At 55.5% G+C, this 22,962-nt stretch carries 20 protein-coding genes and 7 tRNA genes; 2 read left to right on the top strand and 25 right to left on the bottom strand.

Features of this window, described 5'->3' with window-relative positions:
• The 7 genes from mrdA to leuS all read right to left on the bottom strand — a co-directional run bounded on the left by mrdA (nt 1) and on the right by leuS (nt 7,844).
• Nucleotides 1-1,902, bottom strand: coding sequence for a peptidoglycan DD-transpeptidase MrdA (mrdA, locus tag NUX24_RS00205; protein ID WP_023310747.1), 1,902 nt, complete (start codon nt 1,900-1,902; stop codon nt 1-3).
• Nucleotides 1,903-1,930: 28 nt separating this feature from the next.
• On the bottom strand, nt 1,931-2,398 hold the full coding sequence (rlmH, locus tag NUX24_RS00210) for a 23S rRNA (pseudouridine(1915)-N(3))-methyltransferase RlmH (protein ID WP_023310748.1): 468 nt from the start codon (nt 2,396-2,398) through the stop codon (nt 1,931-1,933).
• Nucleotides 2,399-2,401: 3 nt separating this feature from the next.
• Nucleotides 2,402-2,719, bottom strand: coding sequence for a ribosome silencing factor (gene rsfS / locus NUX24_RS00215; protein WP_023334893.1), 318 nt, complete (start codon nt 2,717-2,719; stop codon nt 2,402-2,404).
• A 269-nt stretch (nt 2,720-2,988) separates the two neighbouring features.
• Nucleotides 2,989-3,654: a nicotinate-nucleotide adenylyltransferase gene (gene nadD / locus NUX24_RS00220; protein WP_047650575.1), complete on the bottom strand. Its 666-nt coding sequence runs from the start codon at nt 3,652-3,654 to the stop codon at nt 2,989-2,991.
• On the bottom strand, nt 3,647-4,678 hold the full coding sequence (gene holA / locus NUX24_RS00225; protein ID WP_257829964.1) for a DNA polymerase III subunit delta: 1,032 nt from the start codon (nt 4,676-4,678) through the stop codon (nt 3,647-3,649). The genes nadD and holA overlap by 8 nt, the downstream gene beginning before the upstream one ends.
• Nucleotides 4,678-5,247, bottom strand: coding sequence for an LPS assembly lipoprotein LptE (gene lptE / locus NUX24_RS00230; RefSeq protein ID WP_257829141.1), 570 nt, complete (start codon nt 5,245-5,247; stop codon nt 4,678-4,680). The genes holA and lptE overlap by 1 nt, the downstream gene beginning before the upstream one ends.
• 14 nt (nt 5,248-5,261) lie before the next feature.
• Entirely contained in the window at nt 5,262-7,844 is a 2,583-nt protein-coding gene (gene leuS, locus NUX24_RS00235; protein WP_257829142.1) for a leucine--tRNA ligase, read from the bottom strand.
• A gap of 214 nt (nt 7,845-8,058) precedes the next feature.
• Between leuS and NUX24_RS00240 the strand changes: the two genes are divergently transcribed.
• Entirely contained in the window at nt 8,059-8,541 is a 483-nt protein-coding gene (locus NUX24_RS00240) for a zinc ribbon-containing protein (protein ID WP_032661386.1), read from the top strand.
• 54 nt (nt 8,542-8,595) lie between these two features.
• On the opposite strand, the gene rihA is transcribed toward NUX24_RS00240, so the two are convergent.
• The 10 genes from rihA to miaB all read right to left on the bottom strand — a co-directional run bounded on the left by rihA (nt 8,596) and on the right by miaB (nt 18,821).
• A complete protein-coding gene (gene rihA, locus NUX24_RS00245; RefSeq protein ID WP_257829143.1) occupies nt 8,596-9,537 on the bottom strand; it encodes a pyrimidine-specific ribonucleoside hydrolase RihA in 942 nt (313 codons plus the stop codon).
• 120 nt (nt 9,538-9,657) lie between these two features.
• Nucleotides 9,658-10,383 carry an amino acid ABC transporter ATP-binding protein gene (locus tag NUX24_RS00250; RefSeq protein WP_014883001.1) on the bottom strand — a complete coding sequence of 242 codons (726 nt, stop codon included), beginning with the start codon at nt 10,381-10,383 and terminating at the stop codon, nt 9,658-9,660.
• Complete coding sequence (gltK, locus tag NUX24_RS00255; protein WP_014883002.1) at nt 10,383-11,057, bottom strand: glutamate/aspartate ABC transporter permease GltK; 675 nt, start codon at nt 11,055-11,057, stop codon at nt 10,383-10,385. Before gltK ends, NUX24_RS00250 begins: the two co-directional genes overlap by 1 nt.
• Complete coding sequence (locus NUX24_RS00260; RefSeq protein ID WP_023310756.1) at nt 11,057-11,797, bottom strand: amino acid ABC transporter permease; 741 nt, start codon at nt 11,795-11,797, stop codon at nt 11,057-11,059. The genes gltK and NUX24_RS00260 overlap by 1 nt, the downstream gene beginning before the upstream one ends.
• A gap of 155 nt (nt 11,798-11,952) precedes the next feature.
• On the bottom strand, nt 11,953-12,858 hold the full coding sequence (locus NUX24_RS00265) for an amino acid ABC transporter substrate-binding protein (protein WP_008501049.1): 906 nt from the start codon (nt 12,856-12,858) through the stop codon (nt 11,953-11,955).
• Nucleotides 12,859-13,210: 352 nt separating this feature from the next.
• The gene (lnt, locus tag NUX24_RS00270; RefSeq protein ID WP_257829149.1) at nt 13,211-14,749 is read right to left on the bottom strand and encodes an apolipoprotein N-acyltransferase; all 1,539 of its coding nucleotides are present in this window, start codon (nt 14,747-14,749) and stop codon (nt 13,211-13,213) included.
• Between the two features lie 5 nt (nt 14,750-14,754).
• Nucleotides 14,755-15,633 (bottom strand): CNNM family magnesium/cobalt transport protein CorC, encoded by an 879-nt coding sequence (gene corC, locus NUX24_RS00275; RefSeq protein WP_021242574.1) that lies wholly within the window; start codon nt 15,631-15,633, stop codon nt 14,755-14,757.
• Nucleotides 15,634-15,722: 89 nt separating this feature from the next.
• Nucleotides 15,723-16,190, bottom strand: a complete 468-nt coding sequence (gene ybeY / locus NUX24_RS00280; protein ID WP_061715754.1) for an rRNA maturation RNase YbeY — start codon at nt 16,188-16,190, stop codon at nt 15,723-15,725.
• The gene (locus NUX24_RS00285; protein WP_008501053.1) at nt 16,187-17,233 is read right to left on the bottom strand and encodes a PhoH family protein; all 1,047 of its coding nucleotides are present in this window, start codon (nt 17,231-17,233) and stop codon (nt 16,187-16,189) included. Before NUX24_RS00285 ends, ybeY begins: the two co-directional genes overlap by 4 nt.
• Nucleotides 17,234-17,396: 163 nt before the next feature.
• On the bottom strand, nt 17,397-18,821 hold the full coding sequence (miaB, locus tag NUX24_RS00290; RefSeq protein ID WP_032641703.1) for a tRNA (N6-isopentenyl adenosine(37)-C2)-methylthiotransferase MiaB: 1,425 nt from the start codon (nt 18,819-18,821) through the stop codon (nt 17,397-17,399).
• A 135-nt stretch (nt 18,822-18,956) separates the two neighbouring features.
• Here miaB and ubiF point away from each other — a divergent pair, with 135 nt between their 5' ends.
• Nucleotides 18,957-20,132, top strand: a complete 1,176-nt coding sequence (ubiF, locus tag NUX24_RS00295; protein ID WP_257829156.1) for a 3-demethoxyubiquinol 3-hydroxylase — start codon at nt 18,957-18,959, stop codon at nt 20,130-20,132.
• Between the two features lie 110 nt (nt 20,133-20,242).
• Here ubiF and NUX24_RS00300 read toward each other — a convergent pair.
• From NUX24_RS00300 to asnB, 8 genes are all read right to left on the bottom strand, one after another.
• Nucleotides 20,243-20,317 (bottom strand) — tRNA-Gln (locus NUX24_RS00300).
• Nucleotides 20,318-20,353: 36 nt separating this feature from the next.
• Nucleotides 20,354-20,428 (bottom strand) — tRNA-Gln (locus NUX24_RS00305).
• A gap of 40 nt (nt 20,429-20,468) precedes the next feature.
• Nucleotides 20,469-20,545, bottom strand: a tRNA-Met gene (locus NUX24_RS00310).
• A gap of 17 nt (nt 20,546-20,562) precedes the next feature.
• Nucleotides 20,563-20,637, bottom strand: a tRNA-Gln gene (locus tag NUX24_RS00315).
• A gap of 32 nt (nt 20,638-20,669) precedes the next feature.
• Nucleotides 20,670-20,744, bottom strand: a tRNA-Gln gene (locus NUX24_RS00320).
• 23 nt (nt 20,745-20,767) lie between these two features.
• Nucleotides 20,768-20,852 (bottom strand) — tRNA-Leu (locus NUX24_RS00325).
• An 8-nt stretch (nt 20,853-20,860) separates the two neighbouring features.
• A tRNA-Met gene (locus NUX24_RS00330) sits at nt 20,861-20,937 on the bottom strand.
• Nucleotides 20,938-21,163: 226 nt separating this feature from the next.
• On the bottom strand, nt 21,164-22,828 hold the full coding sequence (asnB, locus tag NUX24_RS00335; RefSeq protein WP_023310762.1) for an asparagine synthase B: 1,665 nt from the start codon (nt 22,826-22,828) through the stop codon (nt 21,164-21,166).
• Between the last annotated feature and the right edge of the window lie 134 nt (nt 22,829-22,962).

Raw genomic sequence — 22,962 nt, forward strand, 5'->3', positions numbered from 1 at the left:
TTATTGGTCCTCCGCCGCAGCGGCGGCCGGGTTTTCAGCCGGCAGTTCGGTGTTGTTATCACCCAGCATAATGTGGTCAAGGATCTGGCGCATGATGGTCCCTACTGCTGGTCCGGCACCGCCGTTCTCCAGAATCATCGCTACCGCGACCTGCGGGTTATCATAAGGGGCAAACGCCGTCATCAGCTTATGGTCACGCAGACGTTCAGCAATGCGGTGCGCGTTATAGGTTTCGTTGGCTTTCAGACCAAACACCTGCGCAGTACCCGATTTTGCGGCTACTTTATACGGCGTACCGGCAAAGTACTTATGCGCGGTACCGTTCGGGCGATTTGCCACGCCGTACATACCGTCTTTCGCAATTTCCCAGAAGCCGGAATGAATGTCTCCCACCGGGGCCTCGTGCGGCTGATTCCACGGCACTTTTTTGCCGTCTTCAACCGTGCTCTGCAGCAGATGAGGCACTTTTACCACGCCGTCATTGATGAGGATCATCATGGCTTTGTTCATCTGAATCGGCGTCGCTGTCCAGTAACCCTGGCCGATACCCACCGGAATGGTGTCACCCTGATACCACGGTTTTTTAAAGCGCTTCAGCTTCCATTCACGCGTTGGCATGTTGCCAGAACGTTCTTCTGAAAGGTCAACGCCGGTGTAATGCCCGTAGCCGAATTTGCTCATCCACTCAGACAGGCGGTCGATACCCATGTCATACGCCACCTGATAGAAGAAGGTATCCGCGGATTCCTCCAGCGATTTGGTGACGTTCAGATGACCGTGGCCCCATTTTTTCCAGTCACGATAGCGCTTATCTGAACCCGGCAGCTGCCACCAGCCCGGGTCAAACAGGCTGGTATTACGGTTGATGACGCCGGCACTTAGCGCAGAGACCGCCACGTACGGTTTAACCGTTGATGCTGGCGGGTAAACCCCTTGCGTCGCGCGGTTCACCAGCGGCGTGTTCGGGTCATTCAGCAGACCGGAATAGTCTTTACTGGAAATACCGTCCACGAAGAGGTTCGGGTCATAGCTAGGCATGGAGACCATCGCCAGGATGCCGCCGGTACGAGGATCGGTGACCACAACGGCTGCACGGCTGCCCGCCAGCAGGGTTTCGATGTACTGCTGAAGTTTAAGATCGAGCGTCAGGTAGACGTCATGCCCCGCCTGAGGCGGCACTTCTTTCAGCTGGCGGATCACGCGGCCGCGGTTGTTAACTTCAACCTCTTCATAGCCGGTTTGCCCGTGCAGAACGTCTTCGTAGTAACGTTCGATCCCCAGCTTACCGATATCGTGCGTAGCAGCGTAGTTGGCCAGCTTGCCGTCTTTATCAAGGCGGTCGACGTCTTTGTCGTTAATCTTGGAAACGTAGCCAATCACATGCGTCAGCGCGGAGCCGTAGGGATAGTAGCGACGCTTATATCCCTTCACTTCCACGCCGGGGAAACGGTACTGATTCACCGCAAAGCGGGCCACCTGGACTTCCGTCAGATTGGTTTTAACCGGAATAGATGTGAAGCGGTGAGAGCGGGCACGCTCTTTTTTGAAGGCCGCGATATCGTCATCGTTAAGGTCGACAACGCTTTTCAGCGCTTCCAGCGTATCCTGAACATTGTCGACTTTTTCCGGCATCATCTCGATTTGATAGATGGTTCGGTTCAACGCCAGCGGTGTGCCGTTACGATCGTAAATAATGCCGCGGCTGGGTGCGATAGGCACCAGCTTAATGCGGTTTTCGTTTGAACGCGTCTGGTAGTCGGTAAAGCGGACAATTTGCAGATTATAGAGGTTGGCGATCAGCACGCCGGTAAGCAGCAAAATCCCGGTAAAGGCGACCAGCGCCCGGCGCACAAACAGCGCGGACTCAGCCGTATAGTCGCGAAAAGAATTCTGTAGTTTCATCCGCTGCTTAATCTACCCTGGTCAGTCATTACTCGCGGTGATAGGGGTGGTTGGTAGTAATGCTCCACGCGCGATACAGGCTTTCTGCCACCAGTACCCGAACGAGCGGGTGGGGAAGCGTCAGCGCGGAGAGAGACCAACTTTGTTCAGCCGCCGCTTTACAGGCAGGGGATAACCCTTCTGGTCCGCCAATCAACAGACTGACGTCACGACCATCCTGCTTCCAGCGCTCCAGTTCCTGCGCCAGCTGCGGCGTATCCCAGGGTTTACCTGGAATATCGAGGGTGACGATGCGGTTTTTGCCTGCGGCAGCCAGCATCAGTTCGCCCTCTTTATCGAGAATACGTTTGATATCAGCGTTCTTGCCGCGCTTACCGGCGGGAATTTCCACCAGCTCGAAAGGCATGTCTTTTGGAAAACGACGCAGATATTCAGTAAAACCGGTTTGTACCCAGTCCGGCATTTTGGTGCCGACGGCGACCAGCTGTAACTTCACGCATTAACCCCAGAGTTTTTCCAGCTCATACAGGCGACGGCTCTCGTCCTGCATGACGTGGACAATCACATCGCCGAGGTCGACTACCACCCAGTCAGCCGTCGCTTCACCTTCAACGCCCAGCGGCAACAGCCCTGCTGCACGCGATTCCTGAACCACGTGATCGGCAATTGAAACAACATGACGCGTCGATGTACCGGTGCAGATAATCATGCAGTCGGTAATACTGGATTTACCCTTAACGTCGATAGCGATGATGTCCTGACCTTTCAGGTCATCAATTTTGTCAATAACAAAATCCTGGAGTGCTTTACCCTGCAAGTTTTCCCCCTGGGGTGAATGAGATTGTAAAACTTTGAATTCGTAGCCAGACAGTATACCTGAACTCACGCCTGCGTCGGGACAAATGTCTCCGGCCGGGCTTTTGAAGGCGGGTATCATCCCACCCTCCGCCTGAGATTGCATTGCCATTTTTGTAAAACAATTTCTGTAAAGCAATGATCGGCGGGAAAGTCTGGCAGCGGAGAATAACAGTATGGCTTACCCTGTCAAGGCAGGATAAACAATAAGCCGCTTTTTATGCTCTCCGGCTATTCATCTGCGCTTTTCTGATACAAACCGTGCGCATGGATATAGGCCAGCACCGGGGTTGGCAGCAGATCGTCACACGCTAAACCCTGCTGTAAACGCTCGCGAATGAGGGTCGCAGAGATATCGAACCACGGCGTTTCCGCCAGATAGATCTTCCCGGCAGGCTGGTTGTGAAGATCTTCGACATTATCGGTGAGGTGATCTTCCAGCCACTGCTGGTACTGCTCTTCGCGCATGGTCAGCGGATAGCCGGGACGGCGGCAGACGAGCAGGTGGCTGTTCTCCAGGATGGTTTCATACTGATGCCACGTGGGGAAGTTCAGCAGGGAATCCTGGCCGATGATAAAAGCCAGAGGCTGGTCTGGCCCTTGTTCGGCGCGCCACTCCTGAAGCGTCTGCGAGGTCCAGGAGGGCGTGTCGCGACGCAGCTCACGCTCGTCAAGTCGGAACAGCGGTTTATCTGAGATGGCAAGGGCAAGCATCTCTTTTCGCTGCTCGCTGGTCGCCTCGGGCTGGGGACGATGGGGCGGGACATTATTGGGCATAATGGTGACGCGCTGAAGGCCGATCAGATTCGCCAGAATTTCAACCGGCTTCAGGTGCCCGTAATGGACCGGGTCGAAGGTGCCGCCATATAAGGCCTGTAAAGAATGCATGCTATCCATCAATAAAAACGTCTGCCAGCGCCTTGTGGCAGAGCAGCAGAGAAAGGCTTTCCAGCTCCGCCCAGACCGACTGGCCATAATCTTGTTTTAACGTGAGCTCAGCGCGCATCAGAAGCTGCACAGCCTGACGAAGCTGTTCATGGCTCAGGCGGTTGACGGCCTCGGTGGTTAAAGCCCGGCGATTTTGCCACACGCGGTGTTTATCAAACAGCGAACGCAGCGGCGTATGGGCAGACTGACGCTTGAGCGTAATCAGCAGCAGCAATTCGCGCTGCAGCGTACGCAGCAGAATAACCGGTTCGCTCCCTTCGAGACGCAGCTGTTGCAGAATATGCAGGGCGCGTTTGCTCTTCGCCGACAGCAGCGCGTCCACCCAGTGGAACGGCGTGAAGTGCGCCGCGTCGTTAACGGCCTGCTCGACGCGCGGTAAGGTCAGCTTGCCATCCGGCCAGAGCAGGGAGAGTCTGTCCAGCGCCTGCGTCAGGGCCAGCAGGTTACCTTCATAGCAGTAGCAGAGCAGTTGGTTCGCCGCATCATCCAGCTGAAGGTTGTTCTGCTTCGCTCTCGCTGCCACCCATTTTGGGAGATGCGCCTGTTCAGGCGTCTGACAGGTGACCTGCACCGCGTGGGCTGCGAGTTGGGTGAACCACGCCGCATTTTCCTGCGCTTTGGTGAGCTTGTTGCCGCGCACAATCAGCAGCAGATCGCTGTGAAGCAGGCTGACCAGCGTGGCCAGCTGTTCATTGATGGCCGCGTTAGGACCGTTCTCCGGCAGCAGGATCTGAATAGTCTGGCGTGACGCAAAAAGGCTCATCGCCTGACAGAGTGAGAAGAGGGCATTCCAGTCGGTGTTGTTATCCAGCTGGACGGTGTGGTGTTCATCGAAGCCCTGAGAGGTGGCCTCATGCCGCACGGCATCCAGGCTTTCCTGAAGTAATAACGGATCGTTTCCAAGAAGCAGATACGCCGCGCGCAGCCCTTCTTTGAGCTGCGCGCGGAGTTGTTCAGGATACAGCCTGATCATCATTTACCCAGAGAGTTAGCAGCAGGAAGCGTGCCAGCAACCGGTTTTTCAATAATGTCAGAGCCTTGTCGGGTAGACGCTGCAATGCCTGGCAGTTTACGAATCAGCTGTTCCGCCGCCTTGTCGTACATTTCGTTGATGATAATCTGCTGTTCGGCATCTTTTGCCAGCGCCGTCTGCGGGTTGTCGAAGAACGAACGGTACACTTTCGCGCTGATCGGGTAGATGTCTTTACCCGGGATCAGGACCGCTGCGTTGACCGTCAGCACCATCTGATATTCAGCTGTACGACCGTCCTGGAAGATAGAGGCCGTATCTCTCGACAGACCTCCTCCGATGATACGCAGAGACGGTACATCCTGGCGCAGCGTTTGTTTCTCAACAAGCTCAACGCCATTCAGACGCAGCTGATTACGAACTGCCCGGCTGAGTGGACCATTCGGATCTGATGAGTCGAAAATCATCGTTTTCATCTCAGCAGGCACCGCCGTGGTATTGCGCAGGTGCCAGCCACAGCCAGCGGTGACAAGCACCGCCAGTGATAAGAGTATTGTTGCCAGTTGTCGCACGTTTCCTCCCGCGCTTAGCCAACGACCAGATTGAGCAGTTTACCCGGTACGTAGATCACTTTACGTACGGCAACGCCCTCAAGATATTTTGCGACCAGAGGTTCCTGGCCCGCGCGCTCGCGAACCTGTTCTTCGGTTGCATCGACCGCCACGGTAATTTTACCGCGGACTTTGCCGTTTACCTGGACCACAACCAGCGTCGTGTTTTCCACCATCGCGGCTTCGTCAGCCTGCGGCCACGGCGCGTTGTCGATATCGCCTTCGCCTTTCAGCTCCTGCCACAGGGTAAAGCTGACGTGCGGAGTGAACGGGTTCAGCATGCGAACAACGGCCAGCAGCGCTTCACGCATGAGGGCACGATCCTGCTCACCGTCCTGCGGGGCTTTCGCCAGCTTGTTCATCAGTTCCATAATAGCCGCAATTGCGGTATTGAAGGTCTGACGACGACCAATATCATCGGTCACTTTTGCAATCGTTTTATGAACATCGCGACGCAGCGCCTGCTGATCTTCAGTCAGTGCGGCGGCGTTCAGCGCCGGGGCATCGCCCAGTGCAGTGTGTTCGTAAACCAGTTTCCAGACGCGTTTCAGGAAGCGGTTTGCTCCTTCCACGCCAGACTCCTGCCATTCCAGGGTCATGTCGGCCGGAGAGGCAAACATCATGAACAGACGCACGGTGTCCGCACCGTAACGCTCAACCATCACCTGCGGGTCGATACCGTTGTTTTTCGACTTGGACATCTTGCTCATGCCGGTATAGACCAGCTCATGACCTTCGGCGTCTTTCGCCTTAACGATACGGCCCTTCTCGTCGCGCTCGACGATCGCGTCAACCGGAGAAACCCAGTTACGCTCGCCGTTGGCACCGACGTAATAGAACGCATCCGCCAGTACCATGCCCTGACACAGCAGCTGTTTTGCTGGTTCGTCAGAGTTCACCATGCCTGCATCGCGCATCAATTTGTGGAAGAAGCGGAAGTAGAGCAGGTGCATGATGGCGTGTTCGATGCCGCCGATGTAGATGTCTACCGGCAGCCAGTAGTTCGCTGCTTTGGAATCCAGCATGCCGTCCTGATACTGCGGGCAGGTGTAGCGGGCATAGTACCAGGATGACTCCATAAAGGTGTCAAAAGTGTCGGTTTCACGCAGCGCAGGCTGACCGTTGACGGTGGTTTTTGCCCACTCAGGATCGGCTTTGATCGGGCTGGTGATACCGTCCATGACCACGTCTTCCGGCAGGATCACCGGGAGCTGATCTTCCGGCGTTGGCATCACGGTGCCATCTTCCAGCGTCACCATTGGAATTGGCGCACCCCAGTAACGCTGACGGGACACGCCCCAGTCGCGCAGACGGAAGTTAACTTTACGCTCGCCCACGCCCAGAGAGGCCAGCTTATCGGCGATGGCGTTGAAGCCCTCTTCGAAGCTCAGGCCGCTGAATTCACCGGAGTTAAACAGGGTGCCTTTTTCAGTCAGCGCTTGTTCGGACAGATCGGGTTCAGAACCATCGGCGGCCAGAATAACGGCTTTGATCGGCAGGCTGTATTTGGTGGCAAACTCGTAGTCGCGCTGGTCGTGTCCCGGTACGGCCATTACCGCGCCTGTACCGTACTCCATCAGCACGAAGTTCGCTGCCCAGACTGGAATCGCTTCGCCAGTCAGTGGATGCTTCGCATAGAAGCCTGTCGCGACGCCTTTTTTCTCCATCGTCGCCATGTCGGCTTCGGCCACTTTGGTGTTGCGGCACTCGTCGATGAAGGTTGCCAGCTCCGGGTTGTTTTCTGCCGCTTTCTGCGCCAGCGGGTGACCTGCGGCCACGGCCAGGTAGGTCGCGCCCATGAAGGTGTCCGGACGGGTGGTGTAGACGGTCAGGGTCTGGTCGTAGTTCTCAACGTTGAAGGTAATCTCCACGCCTTCAGAACGGCCGATCCAGTTGCGCTGCATGGTCTTAACGGTATCTGGCCAGTGGTCGAGGTTATCCAGATCGTTCAGCAGCTCATCAGCGTAAGCGGTGATTTTGATAAACCACTGTGGGATCTCTTTACGCTCAACTTTAGTGTCACAGCGCCAGCAGCAGCCGTCGATAACCTGTTCGTTCGCGAGAACGGTCTGGTCATTCGGACACCAGTTAACGGCAGAGGTCTTCTTATACACCAGGCCTTTTTTATACAGCTCGGTGAAGAACTTCTGCTCCCAGCGATAGTATTCCGGGGTACAGGTTGCCAGCTCGCGGCTCCAGTCATAGCCAAAGCCCAGCATTTTGAGCTGGTTTTTCATGTACGCGATGTTGTCGTACGTCCACGGCGCCGGCGCGGTGTTGTTTTTGACCGCCGCGCCTTCCGCAGGCAGACCGAACGCATCCCAGCCGATAGGCTGCAGAACGTTTTTACCCAGCATGCGCTGGTAGCGTGCAATCACATCGCCGATGGTGTAGTTACGCACATGGCCCATGTGTAGTCGACCAGAAGGATAGGGAAGCATCGACAGGCAGTAATACTTCTCTTTGCTCTCGTCTTCGGTTACTTCAAAGGTGCGCTTCTCGTCCCAGTGTTGCTGGACTTTTGATTCTATCTCTTCCGGGCGGTATTGCTCTTGCATGGCAGCCAGTGGTCCTGTTTTCAATACAGCTACAAATGTAGCCAATGGATGTGGTAATTCAGATCCGCATAGCATAGCCCAAACGCCCGCGTCAAAACAGCCTTTCGCACAAATGCGCTTTGCAGGAATTTACCGGGTCTGTGCTTCACCTGACAAAGCGGCGCTGAAATAAGGTCTATTATTAGAAATAGTTACTTACCCGGGAGGCAAAATGATGAACAAGGTTGCTCAATTTTACCGCGAACTGGTGGCGACACTGACGGAACGGCTGCGTAACGGCGAGCGAGATATCGACGCGCTGGTGGAGCAAGCGCGTGCCCGCGTGACGCAAACGGGTGAGTTAACGCGAACCGAAGTGGAAGAGGTGACGCGCGCCGTGCGTCGCGATCTGGAAGAGTTCGCGCGCAGCTACCAGGAGAGTCAGGAGGAGGTCACGGACAGCGTTTTTATGCGGGTGATTAAAGAGAGCCTGTGGCAAGAGCTGGCCGACATCACGGATAAAACGCAGCTGGAGTGGCGCGAGGTCTTTCAGGATTTGAACCATCACGGTGTTTATCACAGTGGTGAGGTGGTCGGCTTGGGAAATCTGGTGTGCGAGAATTGCCACCACCATATTGCGGTATATACGCCGGATGTCCTGCCGCTGTGTCCGAAATGCGGCCACGATCAGTTCCAGCGTCGTCCGTTTGAGCCCTAAATAAAAGCGCAGGTTTGCTCCCTCTCCCCTTGGGAGAGGGCCGGGGTGAGGGCATCAGGCCGCACTATAGTAAGCAAGTCTCTCCGCCAGTAAATCCACAAACGCCTCCCGGTCGATGTCCACCATCACCGTGGTATTCGGCTTATTCCCCGTCAGCGAGTAGTAATCCACAACAGTCATTCCCTGGGTGTATTTTCCCTGCGTCTCAACACCAACCCATCTGTCCACCGTGGTGAACATCTCCGGCTTCAGTAGCCAGGCAATGGTGCACGGGTCGTGCAGCGGCGCGCCGTGGAAGCCCCACTTCTCGGCTTTGTGATACTCCATAAAGAAGTCGAGCAGTTCGGCCACGGTTGTCGCAACCGGGTTGCCCACCGAGCGGAAGCGCTCAATATCGTCCGCTATAATCTGCGCGCGGTGGGTAACGTCCAGTCCCGCCATTACAATCGGTAAGCCGGACTGGAAGACAATTTCCGCCGCTTCCGGGTCGACAAAGATGTTGAACTCCGCCGCAGGCGTCCAGTTCCCCAGCCCCATGGCCCCGCCCATAATCACAATACGGGCAATTTTATTATGCAGCTCAGGATGACTGTTCAGCAGCAGCGCAACGTTGGTTTGCGGTCCGGTTGCCACCAGCGTTACCGGTTCTGCACTCTCACGTAGAACCTTCGCCATCAGCTCCACGGCGGTACAGTTTTGCGGCGTGAAACCCGGCTCCGGCAGTGCCGGACCATCCAGCCCGCTTTCACCATGAACGTTGTCGGCAATAATCAGCTCGCGCATCAGCGGCTTCACGGCCCCGCCGGCGACAGGAATGTCGGTGCGTTTGAGCAGCGTGAGCATACGCAGCACGTTGCGCAGGGTTTTGTCAGGCGTCTGATTTCCGGCGGATGAGGTGACGGCTTTTACCTCGAGTTCAGGGGAGGCAAGAGCGAGGACGAGCGCGATCGCGTCGTCATGACCCGGATCGCAATCGAGAATAATAGGCTGTGCCATAGCGTTCTCCACACGTAGCGTTATTTTGTGACAAGGTTAACGCTGCAATGTGACGCCGACGAGAGGAACTGAGTGAAAGCGTGAAGCAGTGCGCAATCCGCAGATTGCGCACCGGGAAGGTTAGTGCAGGATTTTCGCAAGGAAATCTTTCGCACGCTCGGATTTCGGGTTAGCGAAGAACTCTTCTTTCGGTGAGTCTTCGACAATTTTCCCTTCGTCCATAAAGATTACGCGGTTGGCCACTTTACGGGCAAAGCCCATTTCGTGGGTCACCACCATCATGGTCATCCCTTCGTGCGCCAGCTCGACCATCACGTCCAGCACTTCATTGATCATCTCTGGATCGAGCGCCGACGTTGGCTCATCAAACAGCATTGCCACCGGATCCATACACAGCGCGCGGGCGATCGCCACGCGCTGCTGTTGGCCGCCAGAAAGCTGTGCCGGGAACTTATCGGCATGCGCCGAGAGCCCAACGCGTTCCAGGAGCTTCAGACCTTTCTCGCGCGACGCTTTTTTATCACGCTTAAGCACTTTTACCTGCGCCAGCGTCAGGTTCTCAATAATGGAGAGGTGAGGGAACAGCTCAAAGTGCTGGAACACCATGCCAACGTGAGAGCGAAGCTGGGCGAGATTAGTTTTCTTATCGTTGACTTTGGTGCCGTTGACGACGATCTCACCCTGCTGCACCGGCTCCAGTCCGTTGACGGTTTTGATCAGCGTTGATTTACCGGAGCCGGACGGCCCGCATACCACCACCACGTCGCCTTTTTTGACTTCGGTGGAGCAGTCGGTCAGCACCTGAAAGTGCCCATACCATTTAGAAACATTTTTCAGGGAAATCATTATACCGTCCTTTTCTTCAGCCAGCTGACCAACAGCGACGCGCTTAAACTAATCACAAAATAGACCGCACCCGCAAAGAGCACCATCTCGACCTGCGTACCATCACGTTCACCGATGGTTGACGCGGTACGGAAGAAGTCTGCCAGACTCAGAACGTAGACCAGAGAGGTATCCTGGAACAGCACGATGCCCTGGGTCAGCAGGAGCGGAACCATGGCGCGAAACGCCTGCGGCAGAATAATGAGCTGCATGGACTGCCAGTGCGTCATCCCCAGCGCCAGCGCGGCGCTGGATTGCCCGCGGGAGATACTCTGAATGCCCGCTCGGATAATCTCCGAGTAGTAAGCGGCCTCGAACATTGAGAACGCCACCATGGCGGAGATCAGACGGATATCGGTTTTCGGCGACAGCCCCAGCACGTTCTGCAGGAAGCCGGGCACGATCAGGTAAAACCACAGCAGCACCATCACCAGCGGGATGGAGCGGAACACGTTAACGTAGGCGGTCGCAAACCAGGCGAGCGGCTTAAAGCTCGACAGGCGCATGACGGCCAGCAGGGTGCCCCAGACGATACCAATGATGATGGCAATAACGGTGATTTTTAAGGTAATCACCAGGCCATCAAGCAGGTAAGGCATGGATGGAACGATAGAACTCCAGTCAAATTCGTACATTATTTGCCCCCCAGATTGCCCGGCAGGCGGATTTTGCGTTCAACCAGGTTCATCACCAGCATGATGAAAGCGTTAATCAGAACATACGCGAGCGTGATCGCGGTGAAGGATTCCCACGCGTGAGCGGAGTAATCCAGCAGCTTGCCCGCCTGCGCGGCCATGTCGACCAGGCCGATAGTCGAGGCGATGGCCGAGTTTTTCACCAGGTTCATCATCTCGGAGGTCATCGGTGGAACGATAACGCGGTAGGCGTTAGGCAGCAGCACGTAGCGGTAGGTTTGGGGCAGCGTCAGGCCCATTGCCAGGCCCGCGTTTTTTTGTCCGCGCGGCAATGACTGAATGGCGGCACGCACCTGCTCGCAAACGCGCGCAGCGGTAAACAGCCCCAGACACATCATGGAGGAGACAAAGAACTGCACGTTCGGATCCAGTTCCGACTTGAACCACATGCCAATATTTTCCGGCAGCAGTTCCGGGATAACCAGATACCAGGTAAAGAATTGCACGATCAGCGGAACGTTACGGAACAGTTCCACATACAGGGTGCCAAGCGTTGAAAGAAAACGGTTAGGGACGGTGCGCAGAATACCGAACAGAGAACCGACAAGAAACGCGATAATCCACGCCGTTATCGATAATGCTACGGTGACCTGAAAGCCGCTCCACAGCCAGCCAAGATAGGTGGTGTTGCCGAACGGGGCTTGTTGCAGGAATATGCCCCAGTTCCAGTCTATTGACATAATAAACTCCAGAAAAAAAAGGGTAGCAGCGCTACCCTCGAAGATTGGTGAGAAGCTCATTTTTCGCGCTGAGTGGGGAACGACCACTCAACGTATAGTCTGTCCATGCTTCCCGACAATCGAGAGGGCAGGAGATCCCGCCCCTGTAGTTCTAATTAGTTAAGAGCCTTGTCATTTGGAGATTTGAACAGCGCTTTCATGTCGTCAGACAGTTCAAAATTCATGTTCAGGTTTTTTGGTGGAATCGGGTTCTTGAACCACTTGTCGAACCATTTCTCCGCTTCGCCGGAGGTCTGCACCTGAGCGATGGTGTCATCGATCAGCTTTTTGAACTGCGGATCGTCTTTGCGCAGCATACAGCCGTAGGCTTCTTTGGACTGCGCGGTACCGACGATATCCCAGTTGTCTGGTTTTTTCGCTTTCGCACGTTCGCCCGCCAGCAGGGCATCATCCATCATAAACGCGACGGCACGACCGCTTTCCAGGGTACGGAAGGAGTCGCCATGGTCTTTCGCGCTGATGATGCGCATATCCATTTTCTTCTCGTCGTTCAGCTTGTGCAGCAGCACTTCTGACGTGGTACCGGAGGTCACAACAACCGCTTTCCCTTTCAGGTCAGCGAAGTCTTTGATCTCACCGCCTTTCTTCGTCAGCAGACGGGTGCCCACGACAAAGATGGTGTCCGAGAAGGCAGCCTGTTTCTGACGCTCGAGGTTGTTGGTGGTGGAGCCACACTCGAAGTCAAAGGTGCCGTTTTGCAGCAGTGGAATACGGTTCTGTGAAGTGATTGGGATCAGCTTCACCTGCAGGTCCGGTTTGTTCAGCTTTTTCTTCACAGCTTCAACGATGGCGTTGGAGTAATCCTGTGAATAGCCCACGACTTTTTGCGTGTTGTCGTAGTAAGAGAACGGGACTGAAGATTCACGGTGGCCGACCACGATGACGCCGTTTTTGGCAATCTTGTCGAGAGTGCTGCCTGCTGCCGGAGCATCTTCAGCGTGAACCACGCCTGCAGACATTCCCATTACCAGCATTGCTGTGGCCAGTTTACGTAATTGCATACCCAACTCCTTTTTTATCAGCGCCAGCGACGCATTGATACCCATTGTGATGTTGTTATATCTCGCGCAGTGCGAGTGCAGTGTTATGCAAGCTTGTTAACATTTAGTCTGGCTTAATGTAAAGATTTTGCTGCGTTATTGTTTATTTTTGCGAAGCGCGCCGCACCAATCAGAGGCAAATATCTCCCGTTGCACCGTTTCGGTGCTACCGATGATCTACGCTGGTGCGACAAAGTTGCACGTTAAGCCAAACTGCGTTTACCTGAATAAACAAAGCAATAGGCGTGCCAATATGGGTGTCTGGAGAGAATTGTCGGGTGGCGGCTACGCCACCCGACAACAGAAGGGAAGATTATTTCCGACGCTGACGCAGGCTCATCAGCACTGCGCCAAAGCCGAACAGCGCGGTCAGTATCCACAGCGGCCAGTTGCCGGTGCGCGCGTATGGCGTCAGCCCCGTGGTTGGCGTGACTTTAGTGGTCAGCACCTCGCGGGTAAACTGCGGGATCATCGCCTGGATTTCACCCTGCGGTCCAATCACGGCGGTGATGCCGTTGTTGGTGCTGCGCAGCAGCGGACGCGCCAGCTCCAGGGAGCGCATACGTGCCATCTGGAAGTGCTGCCACGGCCCGATTGACTTACCAAACCAGGCATCGTTGGAGATGGTCAGCAGATAGTCAGTATTCGGGCGGAAGTTATCGCGCACCTGCTCGCCGAGAATGATTTCGTAGCAGATGGCCGCCGTCAGGGCAACGCCGTGCGCGTGCAGCTGAGGCTGTACGTACGGGCCGCGGCTGAAAGAGGACATCGGCAGGTCAAAGAACGGAGCCAGCGGGCGCAGAATCGACTCCAGCGGAACAAATTCACCAAACGGCACCAGGTGGTTCTTGTTGTACCGGTCAGTGGAGTGGTAGCTGTACTCGCTATCTTTCCCGAGCGTAATGATGCTGTTGTAGGTGTCGTAGCGGTTGTGCTGATTCAGACGCGCATCGACAATCCCGGTGATCAGCGTGCTGCCGCGCGCCAGCAGCAGGTCGTTCATCATGTTGAGGAACGGCTGCTGATTGAGCTCCAGATCGGGAATAGCAGACTCCGGCCAGATAATCAGCTGTGATTTTCCCATCACCTCTTCGGTGGCGTTGGCGTAGATCTTCAGCGTATTCAGCAGCTCCTTCTCGTCCCACTTCATGGACTGCGGAATATTTCCCTGCACCATGGAAACCTGCATGGCGCGATCGGGCTCGGGCGTGAACCACTGGATATAGCGCAGCGGGAAGGGCAGGGCGAACAGCACCAGCGCCACGGCAAGCGGCTTCCAGCAGCGCGTGACCAGCGCCAGTACCAGCAGGCCGCTCACCACCATCAGAAGGAAGTTAATAGCCTCAACGCCCATGACCGGCGCCAGACCCTTCAGGGGGCCGTCAATCTGGCTGTAGCCGAACTGCAGCCACGGGAAGCCCGTCAGCACCCAGCCGCGCAGGAATTCGGTTATTTGCCAGACCACCGGCGCGGCAATAGCGACGCGCAGCCAGGTGGTTTTTGGCCACAGGCGAGAAAGGATGCCTGCGAACAGACCGGTATAGAGCGAGAGATACGCGGCGAGCAATACCACCAGGAAGACGTTAACCGGGCCTGGCATACCGCCAAACTGGGCGATGCTGACATAGACCCAGTTGATGCCTGAGCCAAACAGCCCCAGCCCCCAGAAGTAGCCGATAGCCGCGGCCTGTACCGGACGACGATTCAGGGTCAGGCCCTGAAGCCCCATCAGGGAGAGAATGGCCGCAGGCCAGATATCGTAAGGAGAAAAAGCCAGCGTACCGCTGGCTCCGAGTAACAGCGCCAGCAGCAAACGGACGCGCTGGCGTTCAAGCAATGGGGCAAATGCCATTTACATTAATCTTCCAGTTTTGGCACCGGTGAGTCGTCCGGCGTTCTGACGTGAACCTGTATAATACGTCGGCTGTCGGCCATGGCTACTTTGAACTGGTAACCGTCGATGTCAACGGTCTCACCGCGCGCCGGGAGGTGGCCAAAGGCCTGCATCACCAGCCCGCCAATGGTATCGACCTCTTCATCGCTGAAGTGGGTGCCGAAGGCGTCGTTGAAGTCCTCAATCGAGGCCAGCGCGCGCACGGTCCAGGTGTGGCGGCTAAGCTGACGGAAGTCGATATCTTCTTCTTCGTCGTACTCATCTTCGATTTCGCCCACGATCAGCTCAAGAATATCCTCGATCGTGACCAGACCGGAAACGCCACCAAATTCATCAATAACAATCGCCATGTGGTAACGCTGAGAGCGAAACTCTTTCAGCATCCGATCCACACGTTTACTTTCCGGCACAACCACGGCCTGGCGTAACACTTTTTCCATGCTGAAGGCTTCGGCATCGCTGCGCATAAACGGCAGCAGATCTTTGGCCATCAAAATCCCTTCGATGTGATCTTTATCTTCGCTGATGACCGGGAAACGCGAGTGGGCGGATTCGATGATCACATCGAGGCACTCGTCCAGGGTCTGGTTACGTTTCAGGGTGATCATCTGCGAGCGGGGGATCATGATATCGCGAACGCGCTGGTCGGCGATGTCCATGACCCCTTCGAGCATTTCGCGCGTATCTTCGTCGATAAGGTCGTTCTGCCCGGAATCACGAATCAGCTCCAGCAGTTCATCACGGTTTTTGGGTTCGCCGTGGAAAAGCTGGTTCAGAATGAGGGAGAAAAATCCCTTTTTACTGGTTGTCGTGTCGCTACTGTGTGAATTGTCGTCGCTCATGGCGTTTGTTAAGGGTTCTCTTGTTAGTTCAACGTTTACCGCCACGCGATATCCTTTCGTGGCGGCATGTGAGTCAGTCAGATGACGGACTATTCTTTCTCGGCAATGTACGGATCCTCATAGCCCAGAGCAAGCATTATCTCTGTCTCGAGGGACTCCATCTCTTCCGCTTCGTCATCTTCAATGTGATCGTAGCCGAGCAGATGCAGGCTGCCGTGTACCACCATATGCGCCCAGTGGGCCTCAAGCGGCTTTTGCTGCTCTTTGGCTTCCTGCTCGACCACCTGACGGCAGATGATCAGATCGCCCAGCAGCGGCATCTCAATGCCCGGAGGCGCTTCAAACGGGAAAGAGAGCACGTTGGTCGGCTTATCTTTCCCGCGATAGGTCAGGTTAAGCTCATGGCTTTCTGCTTCATCCACCAGGCGAATCGTAACTTCTGATTCTTCCTGAAACTGAGGAATAACGGCATCCAGCCATTTCTGAAACTGTGCCTCATCTGGCATGCCGGAATTGTTTTCACAGGCCAGCTGTAAATCGAGGATCACCTGACTCATTTCTGTTCTTGCTCCTGCGCTTCGCGCTTACGTTCTGCGGCCAGTTCGGCCTTACGCTTCTGATCCGCCTCTTCCCAGGCTTCATAGGCGTTAACGATACGCGCGACCACCGGGTGGCGTACCACGTCTTCACTGTGGAAGAAGTTAAAGCTGATTTCGTCGACCTCGGCCAGCACCTCAATGGCGTGGCGCAGGCCTGATTTGGTGCTGCGCGGCAGGTCGATCTGGGTGACGTCACCGGTAATGACCGCTTTCGAGTTAAAGCCGATACGCGTCAGGAACATCTTCATCTGTTCGATGGTGGTGTTCTGGCTCTCATCAAGAATGATGAACGCGTCGTTCAGCGTACGACCGCGCATGTAGGCAAGCGGAGCAACTTCGATTACGTTACGCTCAATGAGCTTCTCGACCTTCTCAAAGCCGAGCATCTCGAACAGCGCATCGTATAAAGGGCGCAGATACGGGTCGACCTTCTGGCTCAGATCGCCCGGCAGGAAGCCCAGTTTTTCACCGGCCTCAACGGCAGGACGGGTCAGCAGAATACGGCGGATCTCCTGGCGTTCCAGCGCATCGACCGCAGCGGCAACGGCCAGATAGGTTTTACCCGTACCCGCCGGACCCACCCCGAAGGTGATGTCGTGGTCGAGGATGTTGGCGATGTACTGCGCCTGGTTTGGCGTACGCGGCTTAATGACGCCACGTTTGGTCTTGATATTGATTGCCTTACCGTAGTCCGGCACGCTTTCCGCGCTCTGCTCAAGCACACGCGCCTCTTTAATGGCGAGGTGAATTTGTTCCGGTTCGATATCCTGAATTTCGCCGCGCATCGGGGAGGTATCGACATACAGGCTACGCAGAATGTCCGCAGCGGCGTTGACGCAGATAGGGCGTCCGGTAAGTTTGAAATGATTATCGCGACGATTGATTTCGATACCCAGACGTCGCTCCAGTTGTTTGATGTTGTCATCAAACGGCCCGCACAGGCTCAGCAGGCGAGCGTTGTCTGCTGGCTCAAGGCTAATTTCACGCGTATCTATATTCAAACTGTTCCTCTTTAATTGGTTAACTGACCCATTGCGATAGGGCGTAATAAAACGGTCATTACCGAAATTATTCACGCCACAGAATAAAGGCGCAAGCGTTGCGGAAGATATTGGGGACGATGAGAGGAAATACAAGGCCTGCCGGAAAGGCAGGCCAGGAGGATTAAGGCTGGTAAATCCCCACGCCAGAATCGTTTTCTTTACGGGTACGAGAGATCACGGATTCCGGAGACTCGGCAATACGCAGGCCCATTTCGTCCTCGGTGCGTACCAGCTTCGCGCGCAGCGAGTTGGTCAGCACTTCGACAATCTCGACGTCCACGAATTTACCGATCATATCCGGGGTGCCTTCGAAGTTCACCACGCGGTTGTTTTCGGTACGACCGGAGAGTTCCATAATGCTCTTGCGGGAGGTGCCTTCCACCAGAATGCGCTGAACGGTGCCGAGCATACGGCGGCTCCACGCGTTGGCCTGCTGGTTAATACGCTCCTGCAGAATATACAGACGCTGCTTTTTCTCTTCTTCCGGCACATCGTCAACCATATCGGCCGCAGGTGTTCCAGGACGCGCAGAGAAGATGAAGCTGTAGCTGACGTCAAAATTCACTTCACCGATGAGCTTCATGGTGCGCTCGAAGTCATCAGCGGTTTCGCCAGGGAAGCCGACGATAAAGTCGGAGCTGATCTGGATATCCGGACGCGCTTCACGCAGCTTGCGAATGGTGGACTTGTACTCCAGCACCGTATGCGGGCGGCCCATCAGGTTCAGCACGCGGTCAGAGCCGCACTGAATCGGCAGGTGCAGGAAGCTCACCAGCTCTGGCGTATCGCGATACACGTCGATGATGTCGTCGGTAAACTCCATCGGATGGCTGGTGGTAAAGCGAATGCGGTCGATGCCGTCAATCGCGGCGACCAGACGCAGCAGCTCGGCAAAGCTGCCGGTGGTGCCGTCGTAGTTTTCCCCGCGCCAGGCGTTTACGTTCTGGCCCAGCAGGTTTACTTCGCGAACACCCTGTGCGGCAAGCTGCGCGATTTCAAACAGAATATCGTCTGCCGGACGGCTGACTTCTTCACCGCGGGTGTAAGGCACCACGCAGTAAGTGCAGTATTTGTTGCAGCCTTCCATGATGGAGACGAAGGCAGTCGGGCCATCGGCGCGCGGCTCTGGCAAACGGTCAAACTTTTCGATCTCCGGGAAGCTCACGTCAACGACCGGACTACGGTTGCCGCGAACCTGATTGATCATCTCCGGCAGGCGGTGCAGGGTCTGAGGGCCAAAGACAATATCCACATACGGGGCTCTCTGGCGGATCAGCTTACCTTCCTGCGACGCGACGCAGCCACCCACCCCGATGATCAGGTCCGGATTTTTTCGTTTGAGAAGCTTCCAGCGGCCTAACACGTGAAAGACTTTTTCCTGCGCTTTTTCACGAATCGAACAGGTGTTCAGCAGCAGCACGTCCGCTTCTTTCACATTTTCTGTCAGCTGGTATCCGTGGGTTGAATCCAGCAGATCGGCCATCTTGGATGAATCGTATTCGTTCATCTGACAGCCCCAGGTTTTTATATGGAGTTTTTTAGTCATCGACTTGCTCAGCTCAGGATTGCAAGCCGCGTATTGTAATGCTTTGGTGGGGTTGTGACCAGTATGAAGGTTATGTGTCTCAGGACCGCAAAAATCCGGTAAACTTAAGGGATTCTCCAATAAGGAAAATTGACCATGACACTCCTACACACCGAAGTTGCCGTTGTCGGCGGCGGTATGGTCGGCGGCGCGCTGGCGCTGGGGCTGGCGCAGCAGGGATTTGAGGTAACGGTAATCGAACAGGCTGCTCCGCCGGCCTTCGATCCCGCCAGCAAACCGGACGTGCGCATTTCCGCGATCAGCGCGGCGTCCGTCGATCTGCTGCGCGGGCTGGGCGTCTGGGAGGCGGTGCTGGCGATGCGCGCCCATCCTTACAGCCGTCTTGAAACCTGGGAGTGGGAAAATGCCCACGTCGCGTTTGATGCCGCTGAGCTGAAGCTGCCGCGCCTGGGTTATATGGTGGAAAACAACGTGCTTCAGCAGGCGCTCTGGCAGGCGCTGGAGGCGCATCCGAGGGTGACGCTGCGTGTTCCTGCGTCGATTAAGGCTCTGCATCCTCACGAGAGCGGGTATTTGCTGACGCTCGACAGCGGCGATGAACTGGCCGTGAAGCTCGTCGTCGGAGCGGACGGCGCTAACTCGCAGGTCAGACAGATGGCGGGAATTGGCGTTCATGCCTGGCAGTATGAGCAGTCCTGCATGCTGATTACCGTCGAGTGCGAGAATGCGCCGGGAGAAAGCACGTGGCAGCACTTTACCCCGAATGGCCCGCATGCGTTTTTACCGCTGTTTGATAACTGGGCATCGCTGGTCTGGTACGACAAACCGGCGCGCATTCGCCAGCTGCAGGGGCTTTCAATGGAACAATTGCAGCGGGAAATCCGCCTGCATTTTCCGAGCCGTCTGGGCAACGTTACGCCGGTGGCTGCCGGGGCGTTTCCCCTCACGCGCCGCCATGCTTTGCAGTATGCCCGTGCAGGGCTGGCGCTGGTGGGCGATGCAGCACACACCATTCATCCGCTGGCCGGGCAGGGTGTCAACCTGGGGTACCGTGATGTCGATGCGTTACTGGAAGTGCTGAGCAGCGCCCGCGGGCACGCGGAAAACTGGGCCAGCCATCAGGTCCTGAAGCGTTACCAGACGCGACGCATGGCGGATAACTTTATTATGCAGTCGGGAATGGATCTGTTCTATGCCGGGTTCAGCAATGACTTAGCCCCGGTGCGCATTCTGCGTAATATTGGATTGATGGCAGCGGAGCGTGCTGGTGGTCTGAAGCGTCAGGCGCTGAAGTACGCCCTTGGCCTGTAATCTTTTTTCCCTCTCCCTGTGGGAGAGGGTCAGGGTGAGGGCATCAGGCAGCACAATGTCGAACAACAAAAACAAAAAAGCCCGCAGAGCGGGCTTTTTTGTTACTTAAGTGGCTGGGGTGCAGGGATTCGAACCCCGGAATGCTGGTATCAGAAACCAGAGCCTTACCGCTTGGCGACACCCCAATTGCGTTAAACAAACTGCTTAACGACTTTTTAAATTGGCTGGGGTACGAGGATTCGAACCTCGGAATGCCGGAATCAGAATCCGGTGCCTTACCGCTTGGCGATACCCCAACAATTTGTCTTGATTACCGAAAAATCGACAATCTTAATTTGGTGGCTACGACGGGATTCGAACCTGTGACCCCATCATTATGAGTGATGTGCTCTAACCAACTGAGCTACGTAGCCAGTACTGCAATCTTCGATGGCTGGGGTACCTGGATTCGAACCAGGGAATGCCGGTATCAAAAACCGGTGCCTTACCGCTTGGCGATACCCCAATACCGCGAAGAACCGCAAAATCGAAGAAATATGGCTGGGGTACCTGGATTCGAACCAGGGAATGCCGGTATCAAAAACCGGTGCCTTACCGCTTGGCGATACCCCATCCGTGCAACGCTTACCCGGGAATGGTGCGGGAGGCGAGACTTGAACTCGCACACCTTGCGGCGCCAGAACCTAAATCTGGTGCGTCTACCAATTTCGCCACTCCCGCAAAAAAGATGGTGGCTACGACGGGATTCGAACCTGTGACCCCATCATTATGAGTGATGTGCTCTAACCAACTGAGCTACGTAGCCATCTTTTTTCGCGTTACCTTATCGGCGTTGCGGGGCGCATTATGCGTATAGACCCTTGCAGCGTCAACACCTTTTTCAACGAAAATAGCCGGAATGTGACTGTTTGGTTAGGTTGCGAACAGCGTGGCCGAATATTCGGCAATTATTGGTTATTAATCAGATTTAGACGGTGAAATGTGAGGCAAAAAAATCAGGCCCCTGAGGGGCCCGATTGCGATCTGAGTGATTATTTGTAGGCTGACTGGTGAACGCCTACCGCACGTCCTGACGGATCGTTCATGGATTTGAACGATTCATCCCATTCAATCGCTTTGGCAGAAGAGCAGGCGACTGACGGGCCACCCGGTACGCACTCCGCGGCACTCGGTACCGGGAACAGCTCTTCAAAAATTTCACGGTACAGATAGGCCTCTTTCGAGCCCGGCGTGTTGTACGGGAAGCGGAAGCTCGCGGTTTCCAGCTGTTGGTCAGAAACCTGTTTTGCCGCGACCTCTTTCAGGGTGTCGATCCAGCTATAGCCTACGCCATCAGAGAACTGCTCTTTCTGACGCCATGCCACGCTCGCCGGCAGGTAGGATTCAAAACATTCGCGCAGGATATGCTTTTCCATTTTGCCGTTGCCGCACATCTTGTCCTGCGGGTTGATGCGCATCGCCACGTCGAGGAATTTCTTATCCAGGAACGGCACGCGCGCTTCTACGCCCCAGGCAGACATTGCTTTGTTGGCACGCGCACAGTCGAACATGTGCAACGCCTGCAGCTTACGCACGGTCTCTTCGTGCAGCTCTTTAGCGTTTGGCGCTTTGTGGAAGTACAGGTAGCCGCCAAACACTTCGTCAGAACCTTCACCGGAGAGCACCATCTTGATGCCCATCGCTTTGATCTTACGCGACATCAGGTACATCGGGGTTGAGGCACGGATGGTGGTCACGTCATAGGTTTCAATGTGATAAATCACATCGCGGATCGCATCCAGACCTTCCTGCACGGTGAAGTGAATCTCATGGTGCACGGTGCCGAGGTGGTTCGCCACTTCCTGCGCGGCTTTCAGATCCGGTGCCCCTTCCAGGCCAACGGCAAAAGAGTGCAGCTGTGGCCACCAGGCTTCTGAGCGCTCCTGATCTTCCACGCGACGGGCCGCGAATTTCTTGGTGATCGCGGAGATCACGGAGGAGTCCAGACCGCCGGAGAGCAGCACGCCGTACGGCACATCTGACATCAGGTGGCTTTTCACGGAATCTTCAAGGGCCTGACGCAGCTCGGCTTTGTCCGTGACGTTGTCTTTTACCGCATCATAGTCGAACCAGTCACGCTGGTAATAGGAGCGGATCTCGCCGTCTTTGCTCCACAGATAGCTGCCTGCCGGGAACTCTTTAATGGTGCGGCAGACCGGCACCAGGGCTTTCATTTCAGAGGCGACGTAGAAGTTGCCGTGCTCATCGTGGCCCATGTACAGCGGGATAATGCCGATATGGTCGCGGCCAATCAGGTAAGCGTCTTTTTCGCTGTCGTACAGGGCGAAGGCAAACATGCCCTGCAGATCGTCCAGGAACTCGGGCCCTTTCTCCTGATACAGTGCCAGGATCACTTCACAGTCAGAACCGGTCTGGAACGCGTAGCGGTCGCCGTATTCGGCGCGCAGCGCCTGGTGGTTGTAGATCTCACCGTTGACAGCCAGTGCGTGCGTTTTTTTCTCGTTATACAGCGGCTGTGCACCGGCGTTGACGTCAACAATAGACAGACGTTCGTGAGCCAGAATCGCTTTATCGCTGGCGTAAACGCCTGACCAGTCCGGACCGCGGTGGCGCATCAGGCGGGACAGTTCGAGTGCCTTTTTACGCAGTTCGCCCGCGTCAGTTTTAATATCCAGTACGCCAAAAATTGAACACATAACCTTCTCCGTTAACCCTGTTGCTTTGTAATGTTGCTTGCTTATGAAAATGCCGCAAAGGGGCTGGCCGCGCAAGCGTTTTACGGGTGAAAAAGGAAATAGTGCAATAGTGATTGCGGAATAGTGAAAAAAGA

The sequence above is a fragment of the Enterobacter sp. HG048 genome, from assembly GCF_024702055.1.
In the GTDB taxonomy this organism is placed as follows: domain Bacteria; phylum Pseudomonadota; class Gammaproteobacteria; order Enterobacterales; family Enterobacteriaceae; genus Enterobacter; species Enterobacter dykesii.

Coding starts and splice junctions, on each gene's coding strand:
- lnt (WP_257829149.1), bottom strand. CDS start 14,749: ATGGCATTTGCCCCATTGCTTGAACGCCAGCGCGTCCGTTTGCTGCTG.
- NUX24_RS00265 (WP_008501049.1), bottom strand. CDS start 12,858: ATGCAATTACGTAAACTGGCCACAGCAATGCTGGTAATGGGAATGTCT.
- corC (WP_021242574.1), bottom strand. CDS start 15,633: ATGAGCGACGACAATTCACACAGTAGCGACACGACAACCAGTAAAAAG.
- rihA (WP_257829143.1), bottom strand. CDS start 9,537: ATGGCACAGCCTATTATTCTCGATTGCGATCCGGGTCATGACGACGCG.
- miaB (WP_032641703.1), bottom strand. CDS start 18,821: ATGACTAAAAAACTCCATATAAAAACCTGGGGCTGTCAGATGAACGAA.
- NUX24_RS00250 (WP_014883001.1), bottom strand. CDS start 10,383: ATGATTTCCCTGAAAAATGTTTCTAAATGGTATGGGCACTTTCAGGTG.
- NUX24_RS00260 (WP_023310756.1), bottom strand. CDS start 11,797: ATGTCAATAGACTGGAACTGGGGCATATTCCTGCAACAAGCCCCGTTC.
- leuS (WP_257829142.1), bottom strand. CDS start 7,844: ATGCAAGAGCAATACCGCCCGGAAGAGATAGAATCAAAAGTCCAGCAA.
- gltK (WP_014883002.1), bottom strand. CDS start 11,057: ATGTACGAATTTGACTGGAGTTCTATCGTTCCATCCATGCCTTACCTG.
- nadD (WP_047650575.1), bottom strand. CDS start 3,654: ATGGATAGCATGCATTCTTTACAGGCCTTATATGGCGGCACCTTCGAC.
- mrdA (WP_023310747.1), bottom strand. CDS start 1,902: ATGAAACTACAGAATTCTTTTCGCGACTATACGGCTGAGTCCGCGCTG.
- NUX24_RS00240 (WP_032661386.1), top strand. CDS start 8,059: ATGAACAAGGTTGCTCAATTTTACCGCGAACTGGTGGCGACACTGACG.
- ybeY (WP_061715754.1), bottom strand. CDS start 16,190: ATGAGTCAGGTGATCCTCGATTTACAGCTGGCCTGTGAAAACAATTCC.
- asnB (WP_023310762.1), bottom strand. CDS start 22,828: ATGTGTTCAATTTTTGGCGTACTGGATATTAAAACTGACGCGGGCGAA.
- ubiF (WP_257829156.1), top strand. CDS start 18,957: ATGACACTCCTACACACCGAAGTTGCCGTTGTCGGCGGCGGTATGGTC.
- holA (WP_257829964.1), bottom strand. CDS start 4,678: ATGATCAGGCTGTATCCTGAACAACTCCGCGCGCAGCTCAAAGAAGGG.